This is a genomic window from Corallococcus aberystwythensis, from assembly GCF_003612165.1.
Classification (GTDB): Bacteria; Myxococcota; Myxococcia; order Myxococcales; family Myxococcaceae; genus Corallococcus; species Corallococcus aberystwythensis.
In genome coordinates this window covers 1-19,599 of record NZ_RAWK01000089.1, presented here as the reverse complement: position 1 = coordinate 19,599, position 19,599 = coordinate 1, and the positions used below count along the sequence as shown (strand labels likewise).

At 68.3% G+C, this 19,599-nt stretch carries 14 protein-coding genes; 6 read left to right on the top strand and 8 right to left on the bottom strand.

The annotated features are described in order from the left end of the window. The first annotated feature begins 98 nt into the window (after positions 1–98). Complete coding sequence (locus D7W81_RS16440; protein WP_120556324.1) at positions 99–968, top strand: SGNH/GDSL hydrolase family protein; 870 nt, start codon at positions 99–101, stop codon at positions 966–968. Between the two features lie 62 nt (positions 969–1,030). Here the strand turns inward: D7W81_RS16440 and D7W81_RS16435 are convergent, their stop codons facing one another. Continuing rightward, entirely contained in the window at positions 1,031–1,780 is a 750-nt protein-coding gene (locus tag D7W81_RS16435; protein ID WP_120556323.1) for a hypothetical protein, read from the bottom strand. Positions 1,781–2,019: 239 nt separating this feature from the next. Here D7W81_RS16435 and D7W81_RS16430 point away from each other — a divergent pair, with 239 nt between their 5' ends. The 3 genes from D7W81_RS16430 (at position 2,020) to D7W81_RS16420 (ending at position 6,860) form a co-directional block, all read left to right on the top strand. Beyond that, positions 2,020–4,299: a hypothetical protein gene (locus D7W81_RS16430; RefSeq protein WP_120556322.1), complete on the top strand. Its 2,280-nt coding sequence runs from the start codon at positions 2,020–2,022 to the stop codon at positions 4,297–4,299. A gap of 96 nt (positions 4,300–4,395) precedes the next feature. Further along, complete coding sequence (locus tag D7W81_RS16425; RefSeq protein ID WP_120556321.1) at positions 4,396–5,346, top strand: HmuY family protein; 951 nt, start codon at positions 4,396–4,398, stop codon at positions 5,344–5,346. Then, positions 5,346–6,860 (top strand): MXAN_6640 family putative metalloprotease, encoded by a 1,515-nt coding sequence (locus D7W81_RS16420; RefSeq protein WP_120556337.1) that lies wholly within the window; start codon positions 5,346–5,348, stop codon positions 6,858–6,860. Before D7W81_RS16425 ends, D7W81_RS16420 begins: the two co-directional genes overlap by 1 nt. 159 nt (positions 6,861–7,019) lie before the next feature. Here D7W81_RS16420 and D7W81_RS16415 read toward each other — a convergent pair whose 3' ends face one another. Both D7W81_RS16415 and D7W81_RS16410 read right to left on the bottom strand, forming a co-directional pair. Next, positions 7,020–7,859 (bottom strand): Ig domain-containing protein, encoded by an 840-nt coding sequence (locus D7W81_RS16415; RefSeq protein ID WP_120556320.1) that lies wholly within the window; start codon positions 7,857–7,859, stop codon positions 7,020–7,022. A gap of 312 nt (positions 7,860–8,171) precedes the next feature. Then, on the bottom strand, positions 8,172–9,176 hold the full coding sequence (locus D7W81_RS16410) for a hypothetical protein (RefSeq protein WP_244227246.1): 1,005 nt from the start codon (positions 9,174–9,176) through the stop codon (positions 8,172–8,174). Positions 9,177–9,397: 221 nt separating this feature from the next. On the opposite strand from D7W81_RS16410, the gene D7W81_RS16405 reads away from it, so the two are divergent. Further along, on the top strand, positions 9,398–11,023 hold the full coding sequence (locus tag D7W81_RS16405) for a LysM peptidoglycan-binding domain-containing protein (RefSeq protein ID WP_120556318.1): 1,626 nt from the start codon (positions 9,398–9,400) through the stop codon (positions 11,021–11,023). Between the two features lie 105 nt (positions 11,024–11,128). Here the strand turns inward: D7W81_RS16405 and D7W81_RS16400 are convergent, their stop codons facing one another. The 5 genes from D7W81_RS16400 to D7W81_RS16380 form a co-directional block, all read right to left on the bottom strand. Beyond that, complete coding sequence (locus tag D7W81_RS16400; RefSeq protein WP_120556317.1) at positions 11,129–12,724, bottom strand: aromatic amino acid hydroxylase; 1,596 nt, start codon at positions 12,722–12,724, stop codon at positions 11,129–11,131. Positions 12,725–12,816: 92 nt separating this feature from the next. Next, positions 12,817–13,737, bottom strand: a complete 921-nt coding sequence (locus D7W81_RS16395) for a LysR family transcriptional regulator (protein ID WP_120556316.1) — start codon at positions 13,735–13,737, stop codon at positions 12,817–12,819. Between the two features lie 21 nt (positions 13,738–13,758). After that, positions 13,759–14,580: an SDR family oxidoreductase gene (locus tag D7W81_RS16390; RefSeq protein WP_120556336.1), complete on the bottom strand. Its 822-nt coding sequence runs from the start codon at positions 14,578–14,580 to the stop codon at positions 13,759–13,761. A 46-nt stretch (positions 14,581–14,626) separates the two neighbouring features. Then, positions 14,627–15,388: a DUF5953 family protein gene (locus tag D7W81_RS16385; RefSeq protein WP_120556335.1), complete on the bottom strand. Its 762-nt coding sequence runs from the start codon at positions 15,386–15,388 to the stop codon at positions 14,627–14,629. Then, a complete protein-coding gene (locus D7W81_RS16380; RefSeq protein WP_306440893.1) occupies positions 15,385–16,122 on the bottom strand; it encodes a DUF6310 domain-containing protein in 738 nt (245 codons plus the stop codon). Before D7W81_RS16380 ends, D7W81_RS16385 begins: the two co-directional genes overlap by 4 nt. 328 nt (positions 16,123–16,450) lie before the next feature. On the opposite strand from D7W81_RS16380, the gene D7W81_RS16375 reads away from it, so the two are divergent. After that, positions 16,451–19,135, top strand: coding sequence for a M1 family metallopeptidase (locus tag D7W81_RS16375; RefSeq protein WP_120556315.1), 2,685 nt, complete (start codon positions 16,451–16,453; stop codon positions 19,133–19,135). Positions 19,136–19,599 lie beyond the last annotated feature (464 nt).

The window sequence follows — 19,599 nt, the reverse complement described above, 5'->3', positions numbered from 1 at the left end:
ATTAAAACAAGCAAGAGCAGAAAAACGTGGGAAAGCTCCGAGGCTGGTGACACACTGCGTGGTGACGTGTGTCTCCAACCCCCTCGGAGCCTCCCCACATGAAGTCAGTGTCCCTGTTGTTCGCGGCCCTCGTGGCCGTGCTTCTTCCTCTGCACGCGAACGCGCAGAGCAGCGTCATCGCCTTTGGCGACAGCCTGAGTGACAACGGCAAGTACAGCACCGCCACCAGCGGTCCGAACACGAATCCCTCCAGCCAGATCTCCGGACCGTGGGTGGAGCAACTCGCGGAGCAGTTGGGCCTGACGCTGGTGGCCTCCGACGAGGGCGGGACGAACTACGCCCAGGGCGGTTCCGTGACGGCTGACATGACGAACCAGGTGAACGCCTACCTGAAGGCACACCCGGTGGCGTCTCCCACGGCGCTCTATGTCCTGTGGGGCGGCGGCAACGACATCAACCACAAGGCGCAGGACAACCCGTTCGACTCCGCGGCCATCAAGGCGTCCGCCACCAAGGCCGCGGCCAACATCGACGGGCAGATCCGCAAGCTGGTGGCCGCGGGCGCGAAGTACGTCCTGTGGGTGAACATGCCGCCGCTGCACAAGACACCCGTGGCCCTGTCCATTCCCTTCGGCCTGGGGGCCACCGTGCTCTCTCCGCCCACCACCGAGTTCAACTCGCGCTGGACGGCTGCGCTGACGAAGCTGCGCACGGACTTCCCGGCCGTGAAGTTCATTGGCATGAACGCCAACACCAAGTTCAACGCCATCATCGCGGCGCCGTCCTCGTATGGCCTGACGAACGTCACCGGCACGTGCAAGGGCAAGAACGTGGACCCGGATGATTACCTGTTCTGGGATCAGCTTCACCCGACCAGCTATGCCCACAGCATCTTCGCGGACTACGGCTACGACCTGGTCTCCGCCGCGTACGGCTTCAGCGCAGGACTGAGCGCTGACGCGCGGTAGCAGCCATGAAAGAGCCTCCGAGTCATTGGACTCGGAGGCTCATCGTGATCGCTACCTGCTCATCAGTCGCGGATCCAGCGGAACGTCACGCGGTCGCCGCCGGTGAGGTGGTCGCCCAGGCCGCCCAGCGAATACATCTCCGTGTGGATTCCGAACCACTTGGCCTTGCTGAAGATGAAGCGCGAGCTCGGGTCCTGCACGATGTGCGTCCACTGCGAGTTGGTGTCGCAGTTGTTCGTGGAGGGATTGGGCCAGTTGCACCAGGAGCTGCCGTCCTGGTTCCACACGCGCCAGTTGTCCCCGCCGCCCACGAGGTTCACTTCCTTCCACCACGTGACGTCGGAACCGGACTGAAGCCGGAACTCGATGACGTCCGACGCCACGATGTTGTGGTCGATCTCCGCGAGGATGACGTCGCCGTCGGGCAGCTCGGCGTAGACCGTCTTGGCGTGGACCTCTCGGTCACACGTGAGGCAGGAGTTCTGGATGTCGCCAATCGAAGTGCAGTCGCTCAGGCTGTACTCCGCGGAGTAGAGCGAGTTGGTCCCGCAGAAGAAGCACGAGTGGTAGTAGGCCCCGGTCACGCACTCGGCCACGTACTGCACCGTCGTCTTCCCGAAGTCGTTCCAGGCGATGGCCGTCGTGGACATGGCGGTGACGGCGCGGTCTTCGTCCTCCGACGGAGCGACGGGCGCCTGCTCCTGGGGAGCGGCTTCGGGAACGGGCGTCTCCTCCAGGGCAGGGCCGCAGCCCACGCCTCCCATGAGTCCAAGCACGAGGAATGACGACGCAAGCCGCGAGGGGTGATGCATGGGGATGTCTCCGGGTGGGGCAGGGCGGGCGCCGTCATGGCGCCCCGCGTGCCTGTCTGGAGCAAATACGGAGAAACCCCGGCGCTCTGGTCGTTCCAATCTGGAACGGCGCACGCACCGGAATGGAGCGAGCGTCCGCGCCAGTCCGGCGCAGCGCCTGACTGTTCCGGGGCGGAACGGTCACGGCATGGGGCTGGCAATGACTCACGGCCAAACCCTCCCGCCCGAGCAGGTGTCCCGTGCCGTCCGCCCCCAGCACCGAAGCCATCCAGCGCATCTCCCTGAAGAACCGCGAGTACGCATACATCGAGGACGCCAACCGCGGCGTCGTGCTGATGGAGGTGGGCCCGCGCGTGCTGACGCTGGAGGCGCACCTCACGCTCGTCGCGAAGGAGCGGATGGTGGAGGTGGGCGCAGGCAGCTGGTGCGTGGTGCGCAACCCCGTGGTGCGCGTGGATGGCCAGGTGGCGCTGGACGACTTCGGTCAGGCCCGCGTCGCGGTGGGCGACCGCGAGGTCCGCGTGGGGCCGAAAGTGTTTCCGCTGTACCCCGGCGAGGAGCTGGAGGGCGACATCGTCCCGGAATACGTCCTGGGCGTGTCGGAGGCGCTGCGGCTGCGCGCGCTCACCGCCTTCATGGACACCAGTGTTCCCGATGCCCCTCGCCGCCGTGAGGCCGGTGACGAGTGGCTGGTGCGCGGCCCCGGCCGCTACGTGCCGGGCGAGTCCGTCACCGTCGTGTCGCTGGAGAAGGCCCGCGTCCTCAAGGAGACCGAGTACTGCGTCATCCTCAATCCCGTGGACCGCGCCACCGGCCGCGTCCAGGAGGGCCGCCGCAAGGTCGTCTCCGGCCCGGATGTCTTCTTCCTGGAGCCCGGCGAAGCGCTGGAAGGGGACGTGCGCCGCAAGCACGTCCTGTCGGAGCTGCAGGGGCTGAAGCTCCAGGCGCTGGACGACCTCTCCGAGAACGAGGGCGGCGAGCCGCGCGCTCGCAAGGCCGGTGACACGTGGATCGTCCGGGGTCCGCGCACCTACGTGCCCAGCGAGAAGGTCCTCATCCACCGCGAGATCTCCGCGCTGTCATTGGGGCAGGGGGAAGGCCTGTACGTGCGCGACCTGCGCTCGGGCAAGGTGTCGCTCATCCAGGGGCCGTGCCAGTTCATGCCGGAGGCGCACCAGGAGCTGCATGAGAAGCGCCTGTCTCCGGACGCGGAGGCCCTGCTGGGCCTCACTCCGCCGCTGCCTCCGCCCGCCGACGCGAAGGAGGTCCGCGCGCCGCGTCTCATGATTGCGACGGAGAAGGGGGACCGCACGCGCGCCATCGTGCTGCGCATCGAGGACAACACCGCGGTCCTCATCAACGACTTCGAAACCAATCATGCGCGCGTGGAGTTCGGGCCCGCGAAGGTGATGCTGCGCCCGTACGAGGACGTGACGGTCCTGGATTTGTCCGGCAGCACGCCCAAGCGTCCGCGCCAGCTCAAGGTGCTGATGCTGCGGCTGGGGCCGGACTTCGCCACGGACCTCTTCGAAGTGGCCACTCGCGACCACGCGCGGCTGCGCATCAAGCTTTCGTACAAATGGCAGTTCGACGTGCAGGGCGACCCGGAGAAGGACAAGGCCATCTTCCGGGTGAACGACTTCATCGGGTACGTGTGTGAGAACCTCGCGTCGCGCATCCGCCAGGTCGCCGCGGAGAACGAGTTCGAGACCTTCCACAAGAACGCCAGCGTGCTCATCCGCCGCGCCATCTTCGGCATGGACGACGCGGGCCGCGCTCGCAAGGACCGCCTCTTCTCCGAGAACCAGCTGCGCATCATCGACATCGACATCAAGGACATCGCCCCCGTCGATGAGAAGACGGCCCTGAAGCTACGCGAGGCCATCGACACCAACATCCAGATCCAGCTGGACGCCTCGCGCCAGGAGGCCCAGGCCGCCGCGGAGCTCAAGCGCATCCGCAGCGAGGAGGAGAGGCAGCTCGCGGACATCGCCAGCCACCGCAAGTCGGAGGCCGAGCGCCAGTCCCTGATTGAACTCCAGAACCGCAACCACCAGCTGGAGACGCTCAGCCGCGCCAAGGTGGAGGCGGAGGCCCAGCTGGAGCGCGCCCGCGTGGAGAGTGAGGAGGCCCTGGCCCGCGCCGAGTCCGATGCCCGCGCCTCCCGCATCCGCTCCGAAGCGGAGGCCGAGCGTGAACGGCTCACCACCCAGGTGACCCTGGAGCGCCAGCAGCGCCTCAACGACCTGGAGGCGGAGCGTCAGTCGCGGCTGGCGGAAGTGGAGGCCACCCAGTTCCGCCAGCGCGTGGAGTCCCTGGGAGGCGGGGAGAACTTCGTGAAGGCCGTGGCAGCGCAGGCCCAGGCCGCCGTCGTGGGTGGCCTGGACAAGGTCGTCTTCCTCCCCAGCGGCGCCAACCTGAACCTCTTCGACGCCATGCAGGGCCTGCTGGGCCCCGGAGTCCAGCCCCGCCTGTCCGCCCACAACGCACCGAAGCCGCCCGGCGACACCTCCGCCTGAAAATTGGGTGGGCGATATTGAAAATGATAATCGTTATCGATTAGAGATCGTCACCGTTCGATGAACGCGGGGCTCCGCGGCGAAAGGTGACGGCGAATGAGCAACCCTGGAGGGGTGGTCCGGAAGAGCGGCGCGCGGTGGTTCGGCATGGGGGCCCTGGCGGCCCTCGCGCTGGCCGCGGTGGTGTCGGGGTGCAGCAGCGACGAGTGCGTGGACGCATTCGACTGCCGCGAAAATGGCGTGGCCCCGGCGGGCCAGGCCTGGGCCTGCAACGCGGACAACAAGTGCGAGCTGCACACCCTGACGCCGGACGAGCCCGAGACGGACGCGGGCACGGAGACCGATGCGGGCACGCCCACCGACGCGGGCACGACCGCGGACGCTGGCGCGCAGCTGTGCCGTAACGCCGTGGCCTGCACGGAGCAGAGCATCGACAAGCTCCGGCTCCGCTCGGCCGTCTCCGACGGTGGCGTGGTGGAGGAAGGCACGACGCAGGGCGAGTACCTCACGTTCCTGGACGGCCGCGGAGGTGGCACCAGCGTGCCGGATTCGTATACCTACGCGCGCTTCACTGCGACGGGGCTCGAGAAGGTCTACATCGATGACCAGGCTTCGCTGGATTCGACGGCGTGGGATGTCGCGGTGCGCCGGTACGTCGTTCGCTTCAACAGCGGCGTGTCCGGGCCGTCGTGCGTGACGGTGTCGCAGACGCCTGACGGCACGACGTTCGAAGCGGTGACGGCCGTGCCCTCGGAGGCGCAGTTCCAGGCGGAGAACTACTACACCCCCGACACCTGCACGTTCACCGGGGACTCGTTTGGCCTCCAGAGCCCGGCGACCCAGACCCTCTCGTATTGGGACTACGCCAGCTGCTTGCAGATGACGAACAAGGTCTACCTCGTCCAACTGGCGGACGGCCGTCACGTGAAGCTGCAGGTCAGGGACTTCTACGAGCCCGCGGTGCAGGAGGAGTGCAACACGACGGGCATGGTGAGCTCGACGGCCAGCGCGGGGTCGATCCGCCTGCGGTGGGCCTGGCTGCCGTGATGACCGCCGGGGTTCCCACGCTGCTCCTGCTGCTGGCCGGCGCGGGAACCCCGCGAGGCCTGCCGCACGAGCGAGAGGCCGTGGTGGGGCTGGCCGCCGGGTCCGGGCGGCCCACCTCGCCCGCCGCGCCCGCGCCGCGCTACCAGCCCGAGGACACGGTGGAGTCCGTCGTGTCGCCGGGCGAGCGCTTCCGCATCCACTTCACCCGCCAGGGTCCCCACGCCGTGCCCGCGGCGGACGCGGATGGCAGCGGCGTGCCCGACTTCGTGGAGCGCGTCGCCAGCACCTACGAACGCGTGGCGACGTTCTACGCGGGCCTGGGCTTCCGCCTGCCACCTGACGACACGAACCCAACCGGGGACGACGGCGGCGACGGCCGCTTCGACGTGTACCTGGTGGACTTCGCGAGGATTGGCGACGGCGCCTTCCGGCAGGAGACCTGTCTGGACGGCGTCACGCGCTGCACGGGCTTCATGCTCCAGGAGAACGACTTCGCGGGCTACGGTTACCCGTCCGACGCCGAGGCCGTGGACACCCTGGCCAGCCACGAGTTCTTCCACGCGGTGCAGGCCGCCTACCGGCCCGGCCTGGGCAGCATCGCCTCCGAGGGCACCGCCGTCTGGGCCACCGAGCGCTTCGAGCCCGCGCTCGACGACCTGGAGGGCTTCACTCGCGGCTACATGCTCACCCCGGACAGCACGCTGGCGCTGGACCCGGCGGGGCCGGGCGTGGCCTTCAGCTACGGCGCGGGGCTCTTCTTCCAGTTCCTCGGCGAGCGCTACGGCGACGGCGTGCTCCTCGCGCTGCTGGAGGAGTCCGTGCGGCAGCCGGAGGCCCGCTGGCCGGTGTTGCTGGACACCTGCCTGCGCCGCGACTTCGCCTCCAGCTTCGACGCGGCCTTCGCCCTGTTCGCCACCTGGAACCTGGGCACCGGCCCCCGCGCGACGACAGGGTTCGGCTACGCGCGAGGCGAGGGCTATGCACCGGTGACGACGACATCGGTAGGGCTGCCCCATGCGCAGGAGCGAGTGCGCGTCGCGGCGGCGGCCTCGCGGCTCTTCGAGGTCCCCGGTGGCGCGTCCTTCGTGGGCGCGTCCTTCGAGCCCGAGCCGGGCACCGACCCGGCCGCGCTGCACCTGGTCCTCGCGGCCGTCACGGACACCGCCGTGCTGCGGGTGGTGACCGCGGACGGGCCGGACGCGCTGCGAGCCCAGGTGGCAGCGGGCGGCGCCACGCGCGTGGTGGTCGCGGTCGTGGATGGCCGGATGGAAGGCCTGGGGCGCTATGGCCGGCTGTGCATCGCGGCCACGGGTCAGGCCGCCTCCTGCGCGCCACTTGAAGCGCAGGACGCGGGCACCGTCGACGCGGGCAGGCCTGTGGATCCGATTGATGATCCACGGACGCCCGCCGATGACGGGGGCTGCCAGGCGGCGGGAGGCCCCCTGGCCGGTGCGCTCGTCGCGCTGCTGCTCGGCGGGTGCTTACGGGCCCGGCGGCGTTCACGGGCGCGTTAACGCCAGGATCAGTTGAGTGAAGGATGGAGAGGCAGTGGCGGAACCCGCAGGGTCCAGGTCCTTCGTGGCCCGGGCGACCTGACGCTCCACGTTCATCTTCGACAAGCCCGGCAACCGTGAGGGCTTGCCGGGCTTCGTCATGCAGCGCCTTCGCGCCGCTCAGCAACCGCTGAGCCAGATGCGCAACGCCTCGATGCGACGATTCTGGCCCGTCGTGCCCGACACCTGACCATCCGAACGCGTGCCCTGCCAGCCCGAACCCGCGAGGTGGGCGTCATAATTGACGTGGCAGCCCGAGGGCACCGCCCCCGTCAACCAGATCTTGATTGCCTCCATCTGGCGCTGCTGCCCCGTCGTTCCTGCGGCCTGACCGTCGTAGTACTCGCCCGTCCAGCCCACATCGCCCAGGTGCACCGAATACCGGACAGACACGCCTGGCAGGCTGAGCAGGTACATCTGCACTGCCTCCATTCGGCGGTTCTGCCCGGTGGTGCCCGACTGCTGCCCATCCAGAGTCCAGCCCGTCCACCCGTAGCTCGCCACGTGGGACTGGTAGCGGATGCCCCCGTAGCAGTTCATGTCGATCTGGTAGTTCCCTGTCTGGGCGGAGTTGAAGCCTCGCACCGTCGCGTAATAGGTGCCCGGCTGCAGGTACGCCTCGATGCGTGAGGCAAGCCCCACGCCGCTGTCGTCATCCACGGCGAGCAGGTTCGTCGAGCTGTTCGGTCCGAAAAGTGAGAGGTACGTGTCCGGCAGCGTCCCTAACGTCGTCTCGAACACGCACCGGCCGCCCGAGGCGTAGTAGGGGTGCGTGTATCGGTCACCTCCTGTGAGGATCTGACCCGGCTCGGTCAGTGCACTCCGGGACGTCTCGAGCACCGGCTCGTCGAGAGGCGCGGACGGCCCCTCTTCCATTTCGGGACCGCATGCCGTGAGGACGAGGCTCAAGGAAACAACAGACATCCAGGCGTGCCGCGCCAGGGCATTCCAACCAGTCATGGGAAGCTCCACGGGAAGAAGACGGCCTCACGACCAGGCACGGTGCACGGAATGCATCGCATCCTGGCGTCGAGACATGTCGCGGCATGGACATCACGGTGTCCGCGACAAGGTGAACTTCCGAAAAAAGTGATCACTGCGTCAATCCGGGTGCTATTTCACCCCGGGTGACAAATGATTCACTGTTGGTCGGTATGTCTCTGAGCCCTGCCCACACGGCTTCACCCGCGTGCGCTTGCCGTGGAGGTAGCGCTCCAGGAAGCATCAAGCGCTATCGCCGCGAGGACGACCCTGGCGCCCTCGGGCCCTGGGTTAGCGCTCGTATTCGTCGCACCCCGTCTCCTGCTTGGACGGGAACGCGGACTGCTTCTCCTGGCGCACGTAGTCGTGGCTCTGGGAGAAGAGGTCCGGGCTCGTCACGGTCACGGTGCCCTTCGCGGCGTCGGCCGTCTTCCACTGGAGCGCCTCCGGCTTGCCGTCCGAAGCCGTGAGCCCCAGCACCCAGGCCCCGGCGCCCTTGCCGGGCTCCACGGACGTCACCTTCACCGTCGTGGCCTCCTGGCCCAGCTGCACCTCCACCTCGCCCGTCGCGGGCTTGACGGTGAAGCTGCGCGTCGCTGCCGAACAGGGCTTGAGGACCACGAAGCCCTTGCCCTGCTTCGTCAGCTCCACCCACGTCCCCGCGAAGGGCTGGAGCTTGTCCGCGGCCACCGGGGCCTTGGCGGCCGTGGGGCTTGCCTCCGCGGCGCAGTCCAGGTCCGTGCGCTTGAGCAGCCCCGCAGTGGCCTTCTGCGGCCCCTGGAAGCGCGCGGCGAGGAAGTCCGGCTCCAGCGGGTCGACGTAGGCCTCCACCGCGTCGCCAGACACCACGAACGCCTTGCGCGCGGTGTTGGCCGCGTCCGATGCGTGGAAGCCCGCCTTGGACGCCTTCACCTTGCAGATGCCCAGCGGCTGGGACGTGCTCCGGGCGAACGTGTCCTTGCCCGGGTAGCCCGCGCCGCAGCACTGGGGCGTAGGCCCTGACTCCAGCACGAACTGCTTGGGATTGACGCGCAGCGTCCAGGGGTTTGGCTCGTCCGCGTGGCTCAGCGTCCAGGCGGTGGCTGTCTTCTTCTGGACAACCCAGGCGCAATCACAGGTGCCCGCGCTGTTGCCCTGCGGGAACGACCCCGAGAAGTGCACGAGCGTCTCGTTGCTCCCCTCGACGATGGCGAGCCGGCCCTGCTTGCTCGAATAGACCCCCGTGAGTCCCTCGGGCCCCTGGGCCGAGGCGTCCGGGACCGCGCCCGTGACGCAAATGGCAAACAGCAATGCCACACTTTTGAAATCCGGTTGGATCCTGGACATCCGATTGACCCTCCTGAGCGGCTTCTTCAGTTTCAGCGGAACGATCCGCTGAAACTGAAGTTGCTGGAATCACTGGTTTGACACGATTGTGGCTGGGAATGCGAAACTGATCGCATTGGCTTTCGATAATCCCGCCAATCCATGCACGACCGCGGCGCCTGTGTTCGCGGCCCGACACGAGGGGGCTTCCCATGACCGTCTCCAACATCCGCATCAAATCGGGCGACACGCTCACCGGGCTCGCGAAGCGCTACAACACGTCCGTCGCTGAGCTGGCCAAGGCCAACAACATCAAGGATCCGAACAAGATCCTCGCCGGCCAGTCGCTCAAGGTGCAGCAGGACGGGTTCGAAGCGAAGGGCACGGGCAACAAGTCGAGCTCGGGGACGAAGACGTCGGGCGACACCTTCACGCAGTCCACCGGCGGCACGCAGAAGACGACGCCCTCCACGGAGGGAGGCTCCACCAGCACGGCCGGCGGGGAGCTGGGCGGGCTGAGCCGCAAGTACGAGGCGCGCGGCCCCGGCACGGTGTCCACGGGCAAGGGCGACAAGGGCGGCGTGTCGTACGGCTCCTACCAGTTCGCGTCCGCGAACGGCTCCGCGCAGTCCTTCGTCAACTCGCTGAAGAAGACGAACCCCGAGTTCCACAAGGCGCTGTCGGGCAGCAAGCCGGGCTCCCCGCAGTTCTCCGCCGCGTGGAAGGACCTGGCGGCGAAGGACCCGAAGGGCTTCGACAAGGCGCAGCACGACTACATCAAGGCCACGCACTACGACCCGGGCGCCGCCAACATCAAGAAGGCGACGGGCATCGACCTGGACAAGCGCTCCGCGGCGCTGCGTGACGTGGCCTGGTCCACCTCCGTGCAGCACGGCCCGGGTGGGGCGGACGACATCTTCAAGAAGGCGCTGGCCGGCCGCGACCCCGCGAAGGTGAGCGACGAGCAGCTCATCAAGGACATCTACGCCGAGCGCGGCCGCACCAACGCCAGCGGCACCCTGGTGCACTTCTCCGGCAACTCCAAGGACGTGCAGAAGGGCGTGGCCAACCGCTTCAAGGCGGAGTCGAAGGACGCGCTCGCCATGCTCAAGAAGGAGCAGGCGGGCGGCGGCACGACGACGAAGCCGGCCAACACCAACACGGGCGTGGTTCCCCCGTCCGTGAACGGCGACTCCAAGCCGGGCCGCACGGACGGAAAGCCCACGACGCAGGGTGCGAACACCTCCAAGCCCACCACGGAGGCGGCCCCCGCGAACACGGAGCAGGTGGCCCCGTCCAAGGACAAGCCGGCGGTGCACGTGAAGGTGCCGTACTACAGCCAGTTCGAGAACGGCCACGGCTACACCGCGAGCGACACGGCGTGCTTCAAGGCCGCGACGGCGATGGCGCGTGACTCCGGCGCGACGGTGCTGGGCCCCGACCGCCGCATCCAGGTGGGCAAGAGCGAGAACGGCGTCGGCGCGCTCAACGTGGACTCGAAGAAGGCCGCCGAGGGCCGCAGCTACATCGACAAGCAGCTGGAGGCCGGCAAGCCGGTGGTCGTGGGCGTGAGCCACAAGGACGCGAGCTACAACGCGGACGGCCTCACGGACCACTTCGTGACCATCACGGGCCGCGGCGTCGACGACAAGGGCCGCACCTACTACACGTTCCACGACCCGGGCACGAAGAACGCCAGCACGGGCAAGGACACGAACCCGAACAACCGCTTCTACGTGGATGACAAGACCGGGAACATGTACCGCCCCGGCAAGGCCGCGAACGGCTACGTGACGGAGCGCCACTACGACGTCGCGATGGTGCGCATCAACAAGTAGTCCCGGCGGCGAAAGCCCCTGGAAGCGATTCGGCCCGGCGACCTCATCAAGAGGTCGACCGGGCCGTTTCACGTCATCCGTCTGTCGTTGAGGAAGGCGGGGCCGCTACGCGTGCGCCGTCTCGCGCCGCGAGGGCACCTCACCGCGCAGCTCCGCCACTTCCGCGCGCAGGAGCCAGTCGGTGGGGAAGTCCGTGGACGCGCGGGCAATCTGCTCCAGCCGCTCGGGGGCCAGCTGCCCCGTCTCGCGGATGCGGCGCACCTCCGTGTAGAGGGCGGCCAGCGACGGGTGCAGGGCCTGCGCCTTGCGCTCGCGCGCCTGGGCCTCGCCGTCGCCCGCGGTGAAGGCGTCCATCTCCCCGAACCACTTGTCCCACGTGCCCGGGTCCGCGGGCCCGCCCGCCACGGACGGCAGCCGCTCCGTCAGGTACAGGCGCGCCATGGACGGCAGCGTCAGCTCACGTCCCCCGAGCGTGCCGCTCAGGTCAATCACCTCACCGCCGCCCACCGCGAAGCCCTCCAGCACCAGGTCGCTGTCGAGCGTCAGCTTGAAGCGTCCGCGCTCCGGCAGGGTGCCCTGTCCAAACGCGACCAGCGCCGCGCCGCTGAAGGGCTTGTCCAGCGCCTGTCCGCTCCGCGACGTGAGGATGGGGCCCTCCAGCCGGGCCAGCGCGGAGGACAGGCCCGGGGCCACGTCCTTCCCGGCCGGCAGCAACTCCACGACTTTGCCCGTCACCTCGCGGCCATCCGCGAGCACCAGGTGGTTCACCGTGCGCGCGCGCAGCGCTTCCTGGAGGCCCAGGTCCCCGCCGCGCTTCCACGCGAGCGTGGACTCGAACTCGGCCAGCACCTCGAAGAGGTGTTCAAAGTCGCGCGCCACGAAGAGCTGCGGCTGCATGCGGGTGATGTCGTAGTCCGTGTCCGCGCACGCCACGCCCAGGGGCCGCTTGTGCACGGCGGAGGTCAGGCAGTGCTTCGCCTCGCCGATGCTGGACAGCAGGCCCGCGCCGTAGATGCGCGGGTGCTTCAGGTCGCCAATGAGCCCGTACTCCGCGGTCCACCAGTACAGGCGGCTCGCGCGGGTGCTCTCGCTGATGTAGCGGTGGCTGGCGTTGGCGGCCTCCAGGCGGGCCTGGGCGTGGGCAATCTCCTCCTCGGTGGCGGTGGGGTCCTCCTTCACCACGGAGAGGTTGCGGATGGCCTCGAAGACGGCCTGGTCTTCCACGCTGGCGATGGCCTTGAACCCCACCAGCCCCACGGCCTTGAGGTATTGGGCGTACCGCGCGTTCGCGATGATGGGCGCGTGGCCCGCGCTCTCATGGACGATGTCCGGCGCGGGCGTGTACTGGATGTGCTCGTGCGTACGGATGTCCGCCGCGATGGCCAGCACCCCCAGCGCCTGCAACTCAGTGAAGACGGCCGGCGGGATGAAGCCGCGCACCGCCACGCAGGCCCAGCCCAGCTTCGACAGCTTCTCGTTCATCTCGTCCAGGCTGGGGATGGCCTCCGCGCCGATGCCCGTGGCCTCCAGGCCCTCCAGGTAGACGGGGTGCGCCTTGTCGCTCAGGTGCTCCCGCAGCTGCCCCAGGATGTGCCGCCACACCGCCTGGTCCCGAGGCGTGTACGCCGCGTAGTCCTGGGCCACCACGTAGCGGCGCAGGTGGGCGGGAAGGCGGGCAATGGTCCGTTCCGTGGGGGTCATCGGGGCGGCTCCTTCTGAAGAACCAGGACTGCTGAAGGATACGCATCGCACCGCAAGACGGAAATCCGGCAGAATCCGACGTCTTCGTCGGATTATCGCCGTTTGTTCAGGCGACGACGCACCCCGTCGAGGATGGCCCGGACGGCGGGACTGAGGCCTCCGGAGGGCCACAGGGCGACCACCTCCACGAGCTGGGGCTCCTGTTCGCGCAGGGGCCAGACGTGGAGGTCGGCGGGGAACGGCTGGGCGGGGCGCACGTCCGGGGCGATGGTGCAGGCCCGGTAGGCGCGCAGCAGCTCATAGAGGTGGAGGAAGCTCTCCACCCGGCCGACCTCCGTGACGGAGACGCCGTGCGCGGCGAAGCGCGCGCTGTTGGCGCCGCCGTAGGGGTCGTCCCGCAGCCAGTCCACGAAGCGCTGGCCCTGGAGGTCCTTCACGTCCAGGGAGCGGCGGGAAGGGTGGGCATGGGCGAGCGCGGAGTCCGGGCCCGCGATGACGACGAAGGACATGCGCAGCAGGGATTCGGTGTCCACGCCGTCATGTGGAGGCAGGGGGGTGAAGTCGAGCACCAGGTCCTGCTGCCGGGTCTGCACCTGGCGCATGAGCTCGTGCGAGCCGCCGAAGCCCACCACCAGCTTGAGGTCGGTGGCGGCGGCGTCCTGCGCGATGCCGCCCAACAGCGACATGGAGAGGGTGGGGTTGAGGCCCAGGCGCAGGGTGGGCTCCACGCGGGCCAGGTCCATCAGCCGCTTCACGTCCAGCTGGTGCAGCGGCGTCTGGGTGCCCGCGTAGAGGCGCTCTCCGCGCGCGGACAGTTGCAGGCGCCGGCCCGGCCCCCGCTCCAGCAGGACGGCGCCGTCCGCGAGCACTTCTTCCAGGGCGCGGATGTGCTCGCTCACGACGGAGCGGGCGACGCCCAGGTGCTCCGCGGCGGCGTCGATGCTGCCGGCCTCCACGGCGGCGGTGAAGGACTCGAGCCAGACCAGGTGTCGCTGGAGCTTGCGCGGGGGCATGGGGCCGGAGGCCGTGCGTTCCTAGAGGAAGAAGTCGGGCAGCAATTCCGCGCCGGGGACGGACTGGTACTTGTCCAGGTTGGTGATGCCGGCGGCGCGCAGCACTTCATCGTCGATGCAGAAGTTGCCGGTGAAGGAGCGGCTGGGCTTGGTGAGGATGGCGTAGGCGGCGTCCGCCATGATCTCCGGCGTGCGGCTGCCCTTGATGGTGTCGTCGCCGCCCAGCAGGTTCTGCACGGCGGCGGTGGCGATGACGGTGCGGGGCCACAGCGTGTTGACGGCGATGCCGTCGTCCTTGAGCTCCTCCGCCATGCCCAGCGCGCACAGGCTCATGCCGTACTTCGCGATGGTGTAGGCCACATGCGGGCCGAACCAGCGCGGCTCCATGTTGAGCGGCGGCGAGTTGTTGAGGATGTGCGGGTTGGAGGACTTCTTGAGGTACGGGATGCACGCCTGCGAGCACGCGAAGGTGCCGCGCGTGTTGATGCCGTGCATGAGGTCGAAGCGCTTGAGCGGCGTCTCCAGGGTGCCGGTGAGGCTGATGGCGCTGGCGTTGTTCACCAGGATGTCGATGCCGCCGAAGGTCTCCACGGCCTTGGCGACGGCGGCGTGGATCTGCGCCTCGTCGCGGATGTCCACCACGCAGGGGAGGGCCTTGCCACCGGCCTCTTCAATCTCCTTCGCCGCCGTGTAGATGGTGCCGGGCAGCTTGGGGTGCGGGTCCGTCGTCTTGGCCGCGATGACGATGTTGGCGCCGTCGCGGGCCGCGCGCAGCGCGATGGCCTTGCCGATGCCGCGGCTGGCGCCGGTGATGAAGAGGGTCTTGCCTTGGAGGTTGGACATGGGGCGCATCCTGGCCCAGTCCACCGCCGCGTGCATCTGGAAGGCATCAGGGCGAAGGTGCGGGCCGTCCGCCAATCACCGGGAAGCGTTCGTAGGCTTGTTTCAGCGCGTCCAGGTGCTCAGGGATGTCCAGGTCGAGAGGTGCGTCCGTGAGTTGCACGACCCACCCGCCCGTCGCGGTGCGCCGCGAGCGTGAGAGCAGGTCCGCGTCGCGAGCGGGATCTGGGAACCCCACGGCTTGTGCAGCAGCGGCAGACCAGTAATTCAGCCAGCCGAGGCAATAAGGAATCTCCGGCGAGCGGATCTTCTCGGGGAGTTTTAGCGCAGGCAGCCCTCTCGGCGGAACCCCCGGTTTGTGCACGGGATCAACCGTTTGGCGTGCGATTTCCACTCCCGCCGGGAGCGGTGTCGCATACCCCCAGAATGCACCTGCGCCCGCTGCCACACCTTCCAGCACATCCGCTGCAGTCCCAATCACAGTTGCGTCGAGTGGTAGCCCTGCGTGGACGTCCAGCAGTTGTCGGCCACCCGGCGCCTGCCGCGCGGGCGTCTGAAGCCCATAGATCGTGATGGGATGCCCCTCGTCTCCATTGCACACCAAAGGGAACTTCCCCTTCCGGGTTCCTTCCATGAGCCATGCATCACGCTGTGGCAATGCGATGGTTTTCCCCTCCTTGGAGACCTTCCACGCGAGGTGTAAGCCGGGAAGTGCCCGCTCCATCCCTTCGACAATGGCGAGGGCGCGGCCATCGCTGTCCATCAGCGCGGGCGCGTAGACGATGATGTTGAGGGTCCTTCGCTGGGTCATCGAGTGCACCCTGTGACTACGACCTTGAGTTCGCGCGCCTGGGACTCCAGCGCTTTTTTGTGCTTTTCGGTGCTCACTCCCACCACGAAGCCATATCCACATGAAGCCGCGATGTCCCGCTCTTCCCTCATCTCCTCCACCTGATCGGCGACTACCTGCTCCTGCAGAAAGTCACTGTACGTATCAAACCGGTCGGTCTTGATCTCCCACAGCACGGGCAGCTTGATTTGCAGTGCATCGAAGTGCTTGCCGTCTACCAGCACGTCCTTGCCGGGATAGCGGTTGGGTGGAAACGTGTCGGCGCACTTGTTGTGCGCGTCATCACCGCCCCGGTGTTTTACCGGGATGGGTTCGCACCTGGCGGGGCGTGTCCGGTCCTGGGGACCGGGCGGCATGGGGGGCTGCCAGTCCTGCCCTGCGGGTTTCGGCTCCAGCTTGGGCTTCCGGTTCGCTGTGGCCTCCCGGGGAGTCGCCTTCGTTCCTCGCGCTGTTCCTGCTTCCTCGGGATAGAGGTGGCGTAGCTCATACGCATCCAGCTCTTCCTTGATGGCCACCGCGACCACCACCACGCCAATGATGATGACGGCACCAACGACGATCTCAGGGGCCGCCAGGACGCAGACTCCAAGGCCCAGGGTCGCCGCGCCTGCGGAGGCGACCGTGCAGCGTCCCGTCGGGTCGTGAAACCGGACCTTGTCGTGGTCGAGGGCCCGAAAGCAGCGCTCCGCCACCACGGACCAGGGCTGGGACGCCTCTTGGATGACACAGCGTCCCTCTTCACTCCACGGCAGCTCCGCTGCTCTCTGGAGGTTGGCGATCCGCGGGTTCCGGGACGTGCGCTCTCTTGGGGCCGGACCTGACGTAGCGCAGGCCGACACAAGGAGGAGAACTGCGAGGCAGGCGCAAAGACGCATGGTCACGTCCGTTCGATTCAGCCGGAGCTTCACGAGGGCAAGCGGGTCAGCCCTGGAGTATGGCGGCACGCACCGCCAGCAAGGATGACCGACGCGCCGGAGTCACCACACCCTTGCGCAACCCGCGCTTGGTCTAGGCTCCGGCCCCATGCGACTGCTCCCACTCTTCATCCTGGTGGTGTTGACCGTCCGCTGTGCCCACGCGCCGGACGCCGCACCGCCCGCGTCCCTACCGGCCACTGTCTCGTGGCCGGAGGCACTGCCGCCCGCGCTGCGGCTGCCGGACACCGTGCGGCCCGTGCACTACGCGCTGGACCTGAAGCTCGTGCCCACGGAGGACACGTACCCGGGCAGCGTCACCATCGACGTGGAGGTCCGTGAGCCGGTGCGCCAGGTGTGGCTGCACGCGCAGGACCTGGACGTGACGCGGGCGCGCGTCACCGTGGGCGGTCGCACGTTCGACGCGAAGCCCGTCACCGCGAACGAGGGACGTCTGGGATTGCTGCTGCCGGAGGAACTGCCTGCCGGCAAGGCCCAGCTCCTGCTGGACTTCACCGGCAAGGTGGACCGTGAGCGCAGCCAGGGTCTCTACGGCGTGGCGGAGGGCGGGGAGTCCTACCTCTACACGTTCTTCGAACCCATCGACGCGCGCCGCGCCTTCCCTTGCTTCGACGAGCCGACCTTCAAGGTGCCGTGGCGCCTGCGCTTCACCGTGAAGGCTGGCCAGGTGGCGCTCGCCAACCATCCCGTCGTGTCTCGCGAGCCGCTGGCGGACGGGCTGGAGCGCGTCACCTTCGCGGAGAGCAAGCCGATGCCCAGCTACCTCGTGGCCTTCATGGTGGGGCCGTTCGACGTGGTGGAGGCCGGCACCGTGGGCCGCACGAACGTGCCGCTGCGCTTCATCGTCCCCAAGGGCCGGGGCGCGGAGACGCGCTACGCCGCCAGCATCACGCCGCGCATCGTGAAGGGACTGGAGGACTTCTTCGACCAGCCCTATCCGTACGAGAAGCTGGATGTGGCGGTCGTGCCCCGGTACTGGGGCACCATGGAACACCCGGGCATCGTCGCGCTCGGGCAGCCGCTCACGCTCATCCCGCCCGGTGAAGAGACGCTGGTCCGCCGCAAGTCCTACGCGGTCATCGCCAACCATGAGCTGGGCCACTACTGGTTCGGAGACGTCGTCACCTGCTCGTGGTGGAACGACATCTGGCTGAACGAGTCGTTCACCGCGTGGCTGGACCGGCAGACGGTGGATCGGCTGGAGCCGTCCTGGGACTACCAGCAGATGCGCGCCATGTCCGCGACGCGTTCCGCGCTGGAATCGGATGCGCTGGAGGCAGCACTGCCCGTGCGCAAGCCGGTGGCCAGCAATGACGACATCGTGGGGGCGTTCGACAACGGGACGACGTATGACAAGGGTTCCTCCGTCATCGCCATGTACGAGGCCTGGCTGGGGCCTGAGCGCTTCCGCGACATGCTCCGGGGCTATGTCCGCAAGCACGCCTGGAAGGTCGCGACGATGGAGGACTTCCTCGCGGACCTGTCCCAGGCGGCGGGCCCGGAGGTCGCGCAATCCTTCGGCGGGTTCATCACGCAGCGGGGCGCGCCGCGAATCACCGCACAGCTGTCGTGCCCGGCGGGCGGTGCTCCGACGGTGAAGCTGTCTCAGGAACGCTACCTGCCCGTCGGGTCCAAGGCGGACGCAAAGCAGGAATGGCAGGTACCCGTGTGTCTGCGCGTGGGGACGGGCACGCAATCATCGCGGGTGTGCTCGATGTTGCAGGGCCCCACTGCGGAGGTGGCGCTGCCCACGAAGCAGTGCCCGGCGTGGGTGCTGCTCAACGCGGGCGGTACGGGGTACTACCGCGGCGGGTACACGCGCGAACAGCTGACGAAGCTGCTCGCGACCCCGGTGGCTGCCTTCACCCCGGCGGAGCAGGTGTCGCTCTGGGCGGACGTGGACGCGGCGGTGTCTCGCGGAGACCTGCCGCTGGGTGAGGCGCTGAAGGCGGTGCCGGCCTCCGCGAAATCGACGAACCGCCTCGTGGTGGCGAGTGGCGCCTCGCTGCTCGAAGGAGTGCGCGTGGATCAACTCACGCCGGAGGAGCGCAAGCGCTTCCGCGCGTGGGTGGCATCCCTCTACTCCGCACGCGCTCGGGCCATGGGGTGGGTGCCCAAGCCGGGCGAGGACGACTCCGTGAAGGAGTCACGGTCGATGTTCCTCCGGTTGGCGGGTGGCATTGGCGACGACCCGCAGCTGGTGAAGGAAGCGCTGCCCCTGGTGCGTGCGTGGCTGGCGGACCGGAAGTCGGTGGACCCGGAGGCGTTCAGCAGCGCGCTGCCCCGGGCCGCGACGCATGGTGACGCGGCGCTGTTCGACGCGTTGCTGGAGGCCGCGAAGAAGGAGCAGGACCGCACCGAGCGTTCCAGGCTGCTGATGTCCCTGGCGTACTTCCGGAACTCGGACCTGCTGTGGCGGGCGCTGGGGCTCGTGGTGTCACCGGACTTCGACGTGCGGGACTCGCAGGTCATCCTCACGATGGCGCTGATGTCGCCGGAGTCGCAGTCGCTGGCGTGGAACTTCTACCAGACGCACTTCGATGCGCTGACGCAGCGGCTGCGCTCGGATGAGCTGGGCCGGCTGATTGGCCAGACAGGGAACCTCTGCGACGAAATCAACCTTGCACAGGTGGAAACGTTCCTCACGCCGCGCGTGGACAAAATCGAAGGCGGTCCGCGCGCGCTGGCCCGCGCCCTGGAGTCCATCCGGTTGTGCATCGAGTCCCAGAAGGTCCAGGCCCCGAGCGTCAAGGCGTTCCTCCGGACCCGGTGAGCCCGCGGAGGGGGGAGGTTCAGGGACCGTAGGGACACAGATTCTGTATCTCCGCGAGGGGTGGGCGGCAGAGCTGCAAGATCTGTGGCTCGTCCAGGAACGAGGACGTCCGCGCCTTGAGGAAACAGGCCGCGGGATCGTCCGAGGGCTCGGCGTACTGGCAGAGCTGGAGCGCTTGCGGTTCCGCGAGGAATCCTCCCTCCCGGGCCCGGAGGAAGCACCGCGCAGGGGCGTCGGAACTGGCACCCTGGCAGAGCTGGGCCGCGAGGCTCTCGCTCACCCCGCTGCCCTCGCGCGCCGCTTCGAAGCAGGAGTATTGCGGCGCGCCCCGGGGCGGTTCCTCGAGCTGCCCCAGCGCTGGAAGCCCCAGCAGCACGGCAGCCAGCCCCCAGGTTCCTCTCCAACGGCCTCGCTTCATCGTGCACCCCCAGAAGAAGGTGGGGGAGTCATGGCCCGCATGGGAG